We start from the raw sequence: 13983 nt of genomic DNA on the forward strand, positions 1-13983 counted from the left end.
TTTAAATCAATTCGCGGTCGGTTCCGCCGGCACGCCGCCGGGCGCCGGTGTTGAGATCGGCGTGCCCTGCAGATGTGGGGCCAGTGTGTCCTCCGGGCAGCCGTCGCGGAGCTTTGTCCAGGACGTGTTGTTGAGCACCATGTCGCAACGGGCGAGATGGCTCCCGCCTGCAACCGTCAGGCAGGCGACCCGGCCGATCTGGAATGATTTGCCGTTGGCAAGGCACTCTGCATCGGCAAAAGCCGGCGTCGCCACCGCCATCGCAAGCGCGCAGCCGATCGGGCAGAATGCAAATCGAGTAGTCATGGGAACCCCAGCCACCATGATGATTTCCCATCAAGCGCGCGATTTGTGGCGATAAGAGGTCAACTTATCAATGTGCCGCCGGACAGCAGCTCCGGTCAGGCCGGCTGCAGCGCCAGATCGATCGCCACCGGTACGTGGTCGGAGGGCTTTTCCCAGGCGCGCACCTGTTTTTCGATCGAGGCCGAGGAAAACCAGTTGGCGGCCTCGGGCGACAAAAGCAGGTGGTCGATGCGGATGCCGTTGTTCTTCTGCCAGGCGCCGGCCTGATAGTCCCAGAACGTAAAGACGTCCGGGGCGTCGCTGACGGCACGCACGGCTTCGGTGAAGCCGAGATTCTTCAGCCGCCGGAACGCCTGCCGCGTTGCGGGTTGGAACAGCGCATCGCTTAGCCAGTTTTCCGGATATTTCGCGTCGATAGGCTCCGGAATGACATTGTAGTCGCCGGCCAGAACCAGCGGCTCTTCCAGTGCAAGCCGCTCCTCGGCCCAGCGCTCCAGCCGCGCCATCCAGGAAAGCTTGTAGGAGAACTTCTTCTCGTCGTCGATCGGGTTGCCGTTCGGCAGATAGATCGAGGCAACGCGCAAGGCGCCCTTGTCGGTCGAGAACACGCCTTCGATGAAACGCGCCTGCTCGTCGGCATCGTCGCCCGGCAAGCCGCGATTGACCTCGTCGAAACGCAGCTTCGACAGGATGGCGACGCCGTTGAAGCCTTTTTGGCCGTAAGTCTCGACATTGTAGCCGAGCGCCTCGATCTCGGCGCGAGGAAACTGCTCGTCGACGGTCTTGATCTCCTGCAGGCAGGCGATGTCTGGCGCGCTTTCCGTCAGCCAATGGGTCAAATTGCCGATGCGGGCGCGAACGCCGTTGATGTTCCAGGTGACGATTTTCATGACGGCCTCGATAGGCTGGTGGTCCGGAGACGGAGACTAGCGATCCGGCGGGTGACGTTCGACAAGGCCGATCGTATTGCCTGCCGGGTCCTTTAGGAAGGCCATCCATTCGCTTTCCCCCGCCTGGCCGAACAGGCCTTCGGTGTCGCGATGGACGAGCGCCGGCGGCGCGGTGAAGGGGACGCCGGCGGCCTTTGCCGAAGCGTGGAACTCTTCGAGGCCCGAGATGTCGAGATAGACGGTGCCAGCCGGCAGGCCGTCGGTGAAAAGCAGGCGCACGTCACCTGCCATGATGAAGGCGATGCCTGGAGGATCGAAACGCGCATGCAGGCTCATGCCGAGCACCTCGCGCCAGAACGCCAGCGTTGCGTCGAGGTCGCGTCCGGCGGAAAGCGCGACCTGACGGACCGCGCCGATGTCGGGCATTTCTAGATCGAGAAGCTGGTGCCGCAGCCGCAGGAGGCGACCGCATTGGGGTTTCTGATCTGGAACGACTGGCCCATCAGATCGTCGACGAAATCGATCACCGAGCCGCCCATATAGACCAGCGACAGGTCGTCGATCAGCACGGTGGCGCCGTCCTTTTCGATGGCGACGTCGTCGTCATTGCGCCTGTCGACCAGATCGAACTTGTAGGAGAAGCCGGAACAGCCGCCGCCCTCGACCGAAACGCGCAGGGCCGTCTTACCGGCTTCGCTCGCAACAATCTTGGCGATCCGCCTGGCGGCGGCGTCGGTCATCTCGACTTTCATGGCGGTCTTGGCATCAGCGCCCATGGGCGTCACCTTGCTTTCGGTTTTGTATGATAGGTATGAAGCGCGACGGGGCAAGTCAACTGCGGCATACGCTATGACCAACGAGTTGGGCGACATCGGATTCGGCTATCGGCCGCGCGCTGCCTATGCCAGCGACCCGGCGAAATCGCGCGGGCGGCTGTTCGACGAGGTGGAAAGCCCGACGCGCACGCCGTTCCAGCGCGACCGCGACCGCATCATCCATTCGACGGCGTTCCGCCGGCTGAAGCACAAGACGCAAGTGTTCGTCGCACATGAAGGCGACCATTACCGCACAAGGCTGACGCATTCGATCGAGGTGGCGCAAATTGCACGCGCTCTGGCGCGGGCGCTGCGCGGCGACGAGGACCTGGCCGAGGCGGTGGCCCTGGTGCACGACTTCGGCCACACGCCCTTCGGCCATACCGGCGAGGACGCGCTGAACGATAAGATGGCCGCCTGGGGCGGCTTCGACCACAATGCACAATCGCTGCGCGTGGTGACGCGGCTGGAGCGGCGCTATGCCGAGTTCGACGGGCTGAACCTCACCTGGGAAACGCTGGAGGGGCTGGTCAAGCACAATGGCCCGCTGACCGATGCCAAAGGGAAAGGGCTGAAGGGGCCGGTGCCGCAGGCAATCCGCGACTATTCCGAACTGCACGACCTCGAACTCGACCGCTTCGCCGGTATCGAGGCCCAGTGCGCGGCGATTGCCGACGACATCGCCTACAACACCCACGACATCGATGACGGCTTGAGGGCAGGGCTGTTGACGCTGGATATGCTGGAGGATGTCTCGCTGCCGGGGTCGATCCTCAAGGGCGTGCGTGAGCGCTATCCGGCGCTGGATGACGTACGCACCAGCCACGAGCTGATGCGCCGGCAGATCACCATCATGGTCGAGGACGTGATCGTCTCGACGACGGCCAATCTGGCGCGCATCAAACCCGGCAGCGCCGAAGCGGTAAGGGCGGCCGGCGAGACGATGGTGAGCTTCTCCGCCGAAACGGCCGCATCGGAAAAGGAGCTGAAGGCCTTTCTTTACAAGCACCTCTACCGGCACGCGGAGGTCATGCGGGTGCGCGCCGATGCCGACCAGATCGTCAGGGACCTGTTCGACGTTTATTTCGCCGATCCGCGCGCCATGCCGGATGGCTGGCGCGAAGGGCTCGACCGGGCAGAGGACCGCGTCAAGGCGCGCAGTGTTGCCGATTTCCTGGCCGGCATGACGGACACTTATGCGCTCAAGGAACACAGGCGTTTGTTTGACCATACGCCGGATTTGAGCTAGGGCGGGCTCGATTTGCCGGCCAACGCGCCGGATCCCTGCAAAACCGTCAGAGCCATAGCAATGAACATCTTCGCCGATTTCAACGCGCGAATCATAAAGGCCGTCGAAGCGCTTGATTTGAAAGACAAGGATGGCGTGTCGCCGGACCTGTCGCGCATCGCTGTCGAGCCGCCGCGCGATCCCAGCCATGGCGACCTCGCGACCAACGCAGCCATGGTGTTGGCCAAGCCGACCGGCCAGAACCCGCGTGCGCTGGCCGAAAGGCTGGCCGAGGCGCTGCGCGCCGACGAGGATATCGCGGCCGCCGAGATCGCCGGCCCGGGCTTTGTCAATCTCAGGCTCAAGGACGGCTTCTGGCAGGCGCATCTGACGGCGCTGCTCGGCGAAGGCCGCAACTACGGCCGCTCGACGGTCGGCGGCGGCAAGAAAACCAATGTCGAATATGTCTCGGCCAACCCGACCGGCCCGATGCATGTCGGGCATTGCCGGGGTGCCGTGGTCGGCGACGCGCTCGCCAATCTGATGGCCTTCGCCGGTTACGACGTGACCAAGGAATACGTCATCAACGATGCCGGTTCGCAAATCGATGTGCTCGGACGCTCGGTCATGCTGCGCTACCGCGAGGCGCTTGGCGATGAGATCGGCGACATTCCGGCCGGGCTTTATCCAGGCGACTATCTGATCCCCGTTGGTCAGGCGCTGGCCAACGAATTCGGCCGCTCCCTGCTGCAGATGCCGGACGAGGAGGCGCTTGCCATCGTCAAGGACAGGACGATCGATGCGATGATGACGATGATCCGCGAGGATCTGGCGCTGCTCAACGTGCATCACGACGTCTTCTTCTCCGAGCGGACGCTGCATGCCAACAATGCGAAGAAGATCCGCTCGGCGATCAGCGACCTGACGCTGAAGGGCCACATCTACAAGGGCAAGCTGCCGCCGCCCAAGGGCGAGAAGCCGGACGACTGGGAGGACCGCGAGCAGACGCTGTTCCGCTCGACCGCAGTCGGCGACGATATGGACCGGGCGCTGGTCAAGTCGGACGGCACCTTCACTTATTTCGCCGCCGACGTCGCTTATCTCAAGGACAAGGTCGATCGCGGCTTCGTCGATCTGATCTATGTGCTTGGCGCCGATCATGGCGGCTATGTGAAACGGCTGGAAGCGCTTGCCCGGGCGATTGCGGGCGACGAGGTCAAGCTAACCGTGCTGCTTTGCCAACTGGTGAGGCTGTTTCGCGCCGGCGAGCCGGTGCGCATGTCGAAGCGGTCCGGCGAGTTCGTGACCTTGCGCGAAGTGGTCGAGGAGGTTGGCCGCGACCCGATCCGCTTCATGATGCTCTATCGCAAGAACGACGCGCCGCTCGACTTCGACTTCGCCAAGGTGACCGAGCAGTCGAAGGACAATCCGGTGTTCTACGTGCAGTACGCCTCGGCGCGCTGCCATTCGGTGTTTCGGCAGGCGAGCGAGCAATTGGGCGAGGCCATGTTCGACCGCAACCAGCTGGCCGCCGAAGTGGCTTTGCTGACCGATGAGGGTGAGATCGGCCTGATCAGGAAACTCGCCGAATATCCGCGGCTGATCGAAGCGGCGGCGCTCGCGCTCGAGCCCCACCGGCTGGCATTTTACCTCTACGAACTCGCTTCCAGCTTCCACGGACACTGGAACCGGGGCACCGATAATCCCGACTTACGTTTTGTTAAGGTTAACGACCGACAATTGACGCATGCCAGACTAGGGCTGGTGCAGGCTGTTTCGGACGTTTTGACGTCCGGCCTGACGCTGATCGGAGCCAATGCGCCCACCGAAATGCGTTAGGTTTGAGTAAAAAACCTGTCACCTTTTGCCCACATTGCGCTGGTAAGGGCCAACCCTACGCGACGTCCATGGCGTCCGAATGAGTGCGAGTTCGGGAACAATAATGGCAGACAGAACCCAGCTGAGAGCAGCCGACCACAACGACATCGCCAACGATGATCCGTTCGCGGAACTGACCAGGATCATGGGGTTCGACCCGCGCCAGCCGGTCAAACCGCAAACCCCGGCCCAGCCGAAAACCGCTGCCGTCGAGCCTCCGGTGGACGAGGGCGATTTCGACATCGATCTCGAGAAGGAGTTGATGGGCGAGTTCGGCGCCGACGCCAATGACAATGCTTCCCCTGCCGAGCTTCGCGAGCCGGCACCCGAACCGGCTACCGCGGATGAAATGGAGGACGCGCTTGCCGCCTCGTTCGAACAGGATTTCGCGTTCGACGACAGTGCGGCGGATGATGCTGCTCCTTTTGCGGCCGCTCCTGTTGCCGCCGACGAAATTGCCTCCGGCCCCGAAAGATCGTTCGCTCCCGCTGTCGAGCCGGAGTTCGACGACGAGTTTCATAACGCCGTCGCCGGCTCGCTCGAAGACGTGTCGCCGTTCGAGGATGACCTTTCGAGTGACGACGAACTTGCCGCCTCGCTCGACCAGGATTTTCGGCTCGACGACGATGTGACGGCCAAGATCGCGGTGACCGGCGAGGATGAACCCAGGGCCGCAGCCGAGGCGATCGAGCCGGTCGACGAGCCCGCCTTCGACGATGAGTTCGACAACGCCGTGGCAAGTTCGCTCGAAGATGAGCTGATGCTCGAAGAGCATGAGCCGATGGAGCAGACCGTCGCCGTTGAAACCGCGGCGCAAGCCGCCGCGCCTGCGTTCGATGACGAGTTCGACGATGCCGTTGCAAGCTCGCTCGAAGACGAGCTGATGTTCGACGAACATGAGCCGGCGGTCGCCGCCCCGGCATCGCCGGCTGAGGCGGTTTCGGCCGATGAGGATCTTGCCGGCCATTTCGATGATGCCATGGCCGATGTCGACATGGACTTCGACGTTCGCCCGAACGAGCCTGCCGAAATCGAAGAACCAGCGTTTATCGAAGAGCTGTCGATCGAAGAGCCAGAGGCCGCCCGGCTTTCCGGCACGGCCGCCGAAGCGGCGTTCGACGACGATTTCGATCTGAGCTTCGACGATGCGCCTGCCGAGGACGCCGAAGAGCCGGTGGCGCAGGTCGTTGCAGCCGAACCAGCGGCGCCGGCCGCCGCTGTCGTCCCGACGGCCCCAGTGGCTGAGGAACGCAGCCTGGAGGACGAGCTGAACGCGCTGCTGGGTGCGATGAGCACACGACCGGCACAAACGGTCAACGAACCTCAGACAAGCCAGCAGTCTGCCCAGCAGCCTGCCCAGAAGCCCGTTATGGTTGCTCAGCAGCCCGTCGCGCCGGTAATTCAGAAGCCAGCAGTGGCTGCTGAACAGCCCATGGGTGCGGCTGAAGACGTCACCAACGAACCGGTGCATCCTGTCGACGAGCTGGATTGGGAACTCGACGAGCACGAGCCCGCTGAGCCGCAGCAGTCCAGTGCCGCCGATGACGCCGATCTTGGCAGTGTCCTCCTCGATGAGCTTGAAGGCGAGGATTTCGGTGTTGAAGCCGCTGCCGGACCTGCGGATGATTTAGACAACGATGCGCTCGATGCCGACTTCGCCAGGAATATCGGCCTGGATCATGACTCGGCCGACAAGAGTGCCGCAGCTGCTTCCGAAGAAGATCCGCTCGATGCGCTGAACTGGCTGACGACACGCGCCACACCGCCCGAGCCGGCCCGCTCGTGGAGCCGCGTGACGCCCGTCGCACAGCCTCAGCCCGCTTTTGCAAGCCAGCCGGTCGCTTCGGCGCGTCCGGCACCGCCGCAGCCGGCTGCAACGCCGTCCAATCGGGCCGCACCGGTCGAAGAGAGGCCGTCCTATGAAGATCGGCCCGCCTACACGGAAGCTGCACCAACCTCGCATCAACAGCCTTCCGCATATGACGAGATGCCCGATGTCGAGACGGTCGACGTGCCCGAGCGCGTCGTGGCGCTGGCGGACGATCTCGACATTCCGGAGCTCAACTTCGACGATGACGAGCCGGTGGCGCCCGCCTACGACGATCTTGATGCCGATTTTGCCAGCCTTCTCACCGAAATGAATGCCACGGATATAGCGCCCGCCCCGGTGCGCAGTGCTGGCTACGACGATGAATACGATGCCGGCTTCGCGTCTGGCTATAAGCAGGATCGCGGCGAGACGCGCGCCTATGGCGCCAAGCCTGCGGAAGCCCCCGTCAGCGCGGCGGCCGCTTCCTATGCCGATGCAGCGGACGGTTTCGATCTGGCCCCATTGCCCAGTGGCCAGCCGGTTTCGCAGGCCGACGATTTCACCTTCGATGAGCTCGATTACGATCCCGAACTGGACGAGGAGATGTCGGTTCCGGGTCTTGCCGAACGCGGGGCCGAAAGGCAGCCGCGCAGGCGCGGGCTGCTGATAGGAGCGGTGGTTGGCGCGGTGGCGATCGCCGGAGGCCTTGGCGCCTTTGCGTTGACCCACGGCGGCAAGAGCGGCAGCGATGCGCCGGTTATCGTCAAGGCGGACAACAGGCCGATCAAGATCAAGCCGGAAAATCCAGGCGGCACCGTCGTGCCGAACCAGGACAACAAGGTTTATGACGCTGTGGTCAAGGGCGCCAAGCCCGCCGAGCCCGTTCAGCAGAAGCTGGTCACCAACACCGAAGAGCCTGTGGACCTGAAGGCCAACGAACCGGAGAGCCGCGTCGTCGATCTTTCGCCCAATGACCCCGATGCCGCAGACGATATCGACGCGCCCGGCACCGTGGCGTCCGACACCGACGCGTCTGGCACCAACGTGCCTGACACCAACGCGTCTGACCCCAGCGCGCTTGGCGCCAATGCAGCTGGCGCTTCCGAAACCGCCGCCGCACCGGCGCCCAAGTCCGAGGATCGCATCGCGCAGGTCCTGCAGGAGGCCGAGAAGGGTGCAAACCCCGAGATCGTCGCCGTTGCGCCGCGCAAGGTACGGACCATGGTCGTGAAACCTGACGGCTCGCTGGTGGCGCGCGAAGATCCGGCGCCTGCCGCCCCGCAGATGGCTGCTGCCGAGCCGGCCGATCCGGCGCCGCAGCACGTGGCTCCGGCGGGCCAGGCCGACGCCGCCGCGCAGACCGGCACCGTGCCCCTGATCGACCAAATGACAAGTGATCCGAAGATTGGCGATCAGAAGATTGGTGACCAGCCGAGTGGCGATCAGGCCGAAACCACCAAGCTGCAGCCGGCGCCCAAGCCCGACACAAAGGCTGAAGCCAAGCCGTCAGCCAGCAAGCAGTCCGCCAGCACCCCGGCCACGGTTCCGGTGGCGCCGCAGCGTCCGTCCGACCAGCCGGTCGACGTGGTCGGCGAGGTCAAGCCCGATCAGGTTGCTTCCATCGATCCGGCTGCGGCCGGCGCTGGTTCGTGGTCGATACAGATCGCTTCGCAGCCGACAGTCGAAAGCGCCCAGGCGACTTACCAGGATCTGCAGCGCCGCTACGGCAGCGTGCTTTCCGGCCGCACCGCCAACATCGTCAAGGCCGAGATTGCCGGCAAGGGCACCTTCTACCGCGTCCGCGTTCCGGCGCAGTCTCGCAACGAGGCGATCAAACTGTGCACCAGCTACAAGGCTGCCGGCGGCAATTGCTTCGTGTCCCACTAGCGGCACCAAAGCCCCTCGAAAGCCGGCGCCCGCGCCGGCTTTTTTGCGTGAGCGGAAAGCTTTGGAGGCAATTGCGGGCGATTCCCTTTGTCGGCGCGAAGCTCTAAACTGTTCCGCATGACCGAATCAAAATCCATGATCCTCGGCTGCGCCGGGAAATCACTGACCCGCGACGAGATCCGTTTCTACCGCAACGAATGCCCGTGGGGCTTCATCCTGTTTGCGCGCAATATCGGCGAGACCGAGCAGATCCGCGATCTGGTCGCCGCCATGCGCGACTGCGTCGGGCGTGCGGATGCGCCCGTATTCATCGACCAGGAGGGTGGCCGGGTGCAGCGCCTGCGGCCGCCGCTGGCGCCCAACTATCCGGCTGCGGGCGCACTCGGTGCCTTGTGGCGCGACGACCATGACGCCGGCACCCGTGCCGCCTGGCTGATGGCGCGGCTGCATGCCTTCGATCTGCTGCGCTACGGCATCACGGCGGATTGCCTGCCGGTGCTCGACGTGCCGATAGAGGGCGCCAGCGACGTCATCGGCGCGCGCGCCTATGGCAAGGAGCCGCGCGCCGTCGTCGAATTGGGTCGCGCCGCGGCGGAAGGCCTGATGGCGGGCGGCGTGCTGCCGGTGATGAAGCATATTCCCGGTCATGGAAGGGCCTTCGCCGATACGCATTTCGAACTGCCGACCGTCGATGCCTCGATCGGCGACCTGCAGCGGCATGATTTTGCGCCGTTCAGGGAGCTCAACCATTTGCCGATGGCGATGACGGCGCATGTTGTCTATAGCGCGATCGACCCGAAGAACCCGGCCACGACATCCGGCAAGGTCATCGAAAAGATCATCCGCGGCGAAATCGGCTTCGACGGGCTGTTGATGAGCGACGACACCTCGATGAAGGCACTTTCTGGGGATTTCCCATCAAAGGCGGCCGCGATCCTTGCGGCGGGCTGCGATCTGGTCCTTCACTGCAACGGCGTGTTCGAGGAGATGGCCGGCATTGCATCGCGCACGACCGGGCTTGAAGGCAAGTCGTTTGAGCGCGCGGAGCGGGCGCTGACCTATATCAGGAACCGTGACGTGGCGGACGAGACCGAGATTCGGGCCGAATTTGCCAGTTATTTCGACGCGGTGGCCTAGCATCAAAGGAAGCGAAGTGGCGGAAACATTGGACCTGAAGGCCGGCAAGGCCGCACCGATGGACCGCTTGTGGGCCGAGAACGACGATTCTCGGCTGACCGGCGATCCGGCGTTGGTCGTCGATGTGGCCGGCTTCGAAGGTCCGCTCGATCTTCTGCTGCATCTTGCCCGCAATCAGAAGGTCGACCTGTCGCGTATCTCGATCCTGGCGCTGGCCGAACAGTATCTGGCCTTCGTCGAGAAGGTGAGGGCGCTAAGGCTGGAGCTTGCCGCCGACTATCTGGTGATGGCGGCGTGGCTGGCGTTTCTCAAATCGAAGCTCCTGATCCCCAAGCAGCCCGGCGACGAAGGCGAAAGCGGCGAGGAGCTGGCGGCGGTGCTGCAGTTCCGGCTGAAGCGGCTGGAGGCGATGCGCGACGCGGCGGCACGCCTGGTCAACCGCAACCGGCTCGGACGCGACGTGTTTGCACGCGGCATGCCGGAAATGGTCATCGTCGAGAAGCGCAATGCCTATTCGGCCTCGCTCTACGACCTGTTGACCGCCTATGCCCAGCAGCGCCAGAAGCAGGCGATCACCAATGTGACGATCGCCAGGCGCGGCGTCTGGTCGCTCAAGGATGCGCGCGACGTGCTGACCAGGCTGATCGGGTCGCTGCGCGACTGGACGGCGCTCGACAGTTTCCTGGTCGAATATCTGGCCGGCCCGGAAGAGCGGCGCACCGCGGTTGCCAGCTCGTTTGCCGCGACGCTGGAACTGGTGCGCGAAGGCAAGATGGAGATGCGGCAGGACCAGGTGTTCGCGCCGCTTTATCTGCGCGGCCGCGCCCAGGCCATCAAGATAGTCGAGGTGACACCATGAGCGAACGCGCCAACGCTTCGGTCATTCCGTTCAAGGTCGAAGACGACGTCGAGCAAGGCGCGGTCGCCGAAAACCCGGCACAAAACCAGGGGCAGAATTTGACGCAGAATCCTGGCGAGCGGCTGCATATGGCGGAGGCCGTACGGATGGCCGAGGCGATCGTATTCGCCAGCGCCGAGCCGGTCAGCGCAAAACAGCTCACTTCGCGGCTGCCCGACGGCATCAACATTGCCGCGGCGATGGCCGAACTGCAGCAGATCTATGCTCGGCGCGGCGTCAATCTGGTGCGCGTCGGCGATGCCTGGGCTTTTCGCACCGCCGGCGACCTCGCCTTCCTGATGAGCCGTGACACGGTGCAACAGCGCAAACTTTCCCGCGCTGCCCTCGAAGTGCTGGCGATCATCGCCTACCACCAGCCGGTAACGCGTGCCGAGATCGAGGATATCCGCGGCGTCGAGACGTCAAAGGGGACGCTCGACACGCTGATGGAGACCGAATGGGTGAGGATGCGCGGCCGGCGCCGTACGCCCGGCCGTCCCGTCACCTATGGCACGACCGATATTTTCCTCGACCATTTCGCGCTGGAGGAGATACGCGATCTCCCCGGCATGGAGGAATTGAAGGGTGCGGGGCTGCTGTCCGGCCGCATGCCGTCGAATTTCGCGGTGCCGCTGCCGCCGGCCGACCCCGATGCGCTCACCGACGACGAGGATCCGCTGACCGATATCGACCTCGAAGAACTGGGCCTTTTGACGCCGCGCGTCACGGAAGATTGAGCCGAGCGCCATCTTAAAGCCACAGGCGGGATGGAACTGCGCCGATTGGTAGCGGGCCGCCGTGCCGAAAGTGCGTGACTTCGGCGACTCATTCATGAACTCTGTCGCAGTTCTGTTTGAATCCGAACCCGAAAGCGCATAGATCAGCGTCTGGGAAACCGTTCGAGAGAGATTTGCTATGGGTTCATTTTCGATTTGGCACTGGATGATCGTTCTGGTGATCGTGCTGCTGGTCTTCGGCCGCGGCAAGATCCCCGAGCTGATGGGCGACATGGCCAAGGGCATCAAGAGCTTCAAGAAGGGCATGGCCGACGACGAGACTGCCGAGGACAAGCGCACTGTCGAACACCGTGCCGACGAAACCGTTTCGGTACCGAAGGAAAAGGCCAGCAAAAGCTGAGCCCAAACTTTAGTCGGAACGTATAGCCATGTTCGAAGTCGGCTGGACCGAGATGCTGGTGATCGCGATCGTCATGATCGTGGTCGTCGGGCCCAAGGATTTGCCCAACATGCTGCGCACCTTCGGCCGCACGACGGCGAAGCTGCGCGCCATGGCGTCCGATTTCCAGCGGCAGTTCAATGATGCGCTGAAGGAAGCCGAACTCGACGACGTCAAGAAGTCGGTCGATTCGCTGAGAAGCCTCAATCCGGCAGCCGAGATCAGGAAGCAGCTCAATCCATTCAAGCAGGCCGCCGCCGACGTCCGTTCCGGCGTCGATGCCGTGATGAAGCCCAAGCCGGCCGTCGATGCCGCCGCTTCGACAGAGCAGGCGGCCGAGCCGCTGAAGAACGGCGCAACGACGATGCCGGGCGTCAGCCCGCCGGAGCCGACGCCGGCCACGCCGATCTTTCCGGCGATGACGGACGAGTCCGTCGTGGCGCCGGCAGTACAGGCGCAAACGGCTGCAGCGGCCGTGCCGCAAAAAGCGCCGGCGGCAAAGAAGAAGCCGGCGCCCGCGAAAGCCGCGGCTGCCGCGCCGGCCAAGCCGGCAAAGACCGCTGCGCCAAAGGCCGCCGCAAAAGCTGAGCCAAAACCGCAGTCGTCAGCAGCGAAGAAGCCGGCGGCAGCAGCGAAGAAGCCTGCGACAGCAACGAAGAAGCCGGCCGCCACGAAAACGGCGGGAGCCGCCAAGTGAGCACTTCGGACACGGAAAAGGACGAGATCGAAAAATCGTCGGCTCCGCTGATGGAGCACCTGATCGAGCTGCGCCGGCGGCTGATGTGGTCGATCGGCGGTTTTTTCGTCGCCTTCCTGGTCTGCTTCTTCTTCGCCAAGAAGCTGTTCAACCTGTTGGTGATCCCGTTCAGATGGGCGACCCAATGGGCCGGGCTCGACCCGCACAAGGTCGAGCTGATCTATACGGCGCCGCAGGAATTCTTCTTTACCCAGGTCAAGCTCGCCATGTTCGGCGGCATGGTCATCGCCTTTCCGCTGATCGCCACGCAGATCTACAAATTCATCGCGCCCGGCCTCTACAAGAACGAACGCAATGCCTTCCTGCCGTTCCTGATCGCCTCGCCGATCCTGTTCTTGATGGGCGCGTCGCTGGTCTATTTCTTCTTCACGCCGATGGTGATGTGGTTCTTCCTCGCCATGCAGCAGACCGGCACCAACGACCAGGTGCAGATTTCGCTGCTGCCGAAAGTGTCCGAATATCTCAGCCTGATCATGACGCTGATCTTCTCCTTCGGCCTGGTGTTCCAGTTGCCGGTGGTGACCAGCCTGATGACGCGGGTCGGCATGCTGTCGTCGCAGGGATTGGCCGAGAAGCGCAAATGGGCGATCGTCATCGCCTTCGTCGTGGCGGCGGTGCTGACGCCGCCCGACCCGATGAGCCAGATCGGCCTCGCCATTCCGACGATCCTGCTCTACGAGGTCTCGATCTGGTCGGCCCGGCTGATCGAGCGCAGCAAGGAGCGCGACCGTGTGGCCCGCGAAAAGCAGGACGCCACCGAAGAGGTGGCCGAAAAGCCGGCGGACGCGTCTTCGACGTAGGTTCGGTTGAGGCGGGCAGCATCTTTTTGCCGGCCGCAGCAACTTTGTTCTTGCTTTGTGCCGGCAGCTATGCTACTGATTTGGGTATGGTGCCAATTGGCTCCAAAAACCCGCCTCCCGAGGCGGGTTTTTTGTTTCTTGCTTCCTTTTGAGAGTTCCTGCGTTGTCGGCGGGACAGCGCCCCCCTCTGTCCTGCCGGACATCTCCCCCACAGGCGGGGAGATCGGCTGTCCTTGCCGCTTTCGCCAATCTCATAGGATGCAGAAAGGGCGCTGTCCCCAAAGCTGCCGATCTCCCCCCTTGAGGGGGAGATGTCCGGCAGGACAGAGGGGGGCGCGAAGGAACTCGGCCTGACATCTTGCATCAACGAAAGATGCGGTTTACGCCCTCTGGTCTTTGTT

Annotated in this window: 13 protein-coding genes; 9 read left to right on the forward strand and 4 right to left on the reverse strand. The window is 63.5% G+C overall.

The window, feature by feature from the left end:
- Nucleotides 1-6: 6 nt before the first annotated feature.
- The 4 genes from NKI95_RS31240 to erpA form a co-directional block, all read right to left on the reverse strand.
- Nucleotides 7-324 carry a hypothetical protein gene (locus tag NKI95_RS31240; protein WP_352721657.1) on the reverse strand — a complete coding sequence of 106 codons (318 nt, stop codon included), beginning with the start codon at nucleotides 322-324 and terminating at the stop codon, nucleotides 7-9.
- Between the two features lie 77 nt (nucleotides 325-401).
- Nucleotides 402-1196: an exodeoxyribonuclease III gene (gene xth, locus NKI95_RS31245; RefSeq protein WP_352721659.1), complete on the reverse strand. Its 795-nt coding sequence runs from the start codon at nucleotides 1194-1196 to the stop codon at nucleotides 402-404.
- A gap of 36 nt (nucleotides 1197-1232) precedes the next feature.
- Nucleotides 1233-1622, reverse strand: a complete 390-nt coding sequence (locus NKI95_RS31250; protein ID WP_352666048.1) for a VOC family protein — start codon at nucleotides 1620-1622, stop codon at nucleotides 1233-1235.
- 2 nt (nucleotides 1623-1624) lie between these two features.
- Nucleotides 1625-1972, reverse strand: a complete 348-nt coding sequence (gene erpA, locus NKI95_RS31255) for an iron-sulfur cluster insertion protein ErpA (RefSeq protein WP_254818314.1) — start codon at nucleotides 1970-1972, stop codon at nucleotides 1625-1627.
- A 73-nt stretch (nucleotides 1973-2045) separates the two neighbouring features.
- Between erpA and NKI95_RS31260 the strand changes: the two genes are divergently transcribed.
- From NKI95_RS31260 to tatC, 9 genes are all read left to right on the forward strand, one after another.
- Nucleotides 2046-3260, forward strand: coding sequence for a deoxyguanosinetriphosphate triphosphohydrolase (locus NKI95_RS31260; protein WP_352721661.1), 1215 nt, complete (start codon nucleotides 2046-2048; stop codon nucleotides 3258-3260).
- 60 nt (nucleotides 3261-3320) lie between these two features.
- Nucleotides 3321-5078, forward strand: a complete 1758-nt coding sequence (gene argS, locus NKI95_RS31265; protein WP_352721662.1) for an arginine--tRNA ligase — start codon at nucleotides 3321-3323, stop codon at nucleotides 5076-5078.
- A gap of 103 nt (nucleotides 5079-5181) precedes the next feature.
- Nucleotides 5182-8814, forward strand: coding sequence for an SPOR domain-containing protein (locus NKI95_RS31270; protein WP_352721664.1), 3633 nt, complete (start codon nucleotides 5182-5184; stop codon nucleotides 8812-8814).
- A gap of 117 nt (nucleotides 8815-8931) precedes the next feature.
- Entirely contained in the window at nucleotides 8932-9951 is a 1020-nt protein-coding gene (gene nagZ / locus NKI95_RS31275) for a beta-N-acetylhexosaminidase (RefSeq protein ID WP_352721666.1), read from the forward strand.
- A gap of 58 nt (nucleotides 9952-10009) precedes the next feature.
- On the forward strand, nucleotides 10010-10810 hold the full coding sequence (locus tag NKI95_RS31280; protein WP_023678931.1) for a segregation and condensation protein A: 801 nt from the start codon (nucleotides 10010-10012) through the stop codon (nucleotides 10808-10810).
- Nucleotides 10807-11586, forward strand: a complete 780-nt coding sequence (gene scpB / locus NKI95_RS31285; protein ID WP_352721667.1) for an SMC-Scp complex subunit ScpB — start codon at nucleotides 10807-10809, stop codon at nucleotides 11584-11586. Before NKI95_RS31280 ends, scpB begins: the two co-directional genes overlap by 4 nt.
- A gap of 178 nt (nucleotides 11587-11764) precedes the next feature.
- Nucleotides 11765-11986 (forward strand): twin-arginine translocase TatA/TatE family subunit, encoded by a 222-nt coding sequence (locus NKI95_RS31290; protein ID WP_352490594.1) that lies wholly within the window; start codon nucleotides 11765-11767, stop codon nucleotides 11984-11986.
- 28 nt (nucleotides 11987-12014) lie between these two features.
- Nucleotides 12015-12722 (forward strand): Sec-independent protein translocase protein TatB, encoded by a 708-nt coding sequence (gene tatB, locus NKI95_RS31295; protein ID WP_352721669.1) that lies wholly within the window; start codon nucleotides 12015-12017, stop codon nucleotides 12720-12722.
- Nucleotides 12719-13582, forward strand: coding sequence for a twin-arginine translocase subunit TatC (gene tatC, locus NKI95_RS31300; RefSeq protein ID WP_023720061.1), 864 nt, complete (start codon nucleotides 12719-12721; stop codon nucleotides 13580-13582). The genes tatB and tatC overlap by 4 nt, the downstream gene beginning before the upstream one ends.
- Nucleotides 13583-13983 lie beyond the last annotated feature (401 nt).

Origin of the sequence: Mesorhizobium sp. M0306 (assembly GCF_040321655.1) — a bacterium.
Lineage (GTDB): Bacteria > Pseudomonadota > Alphaproteobacteria > Rhizobiales > Rhizobiaceae > Mesorhizobium.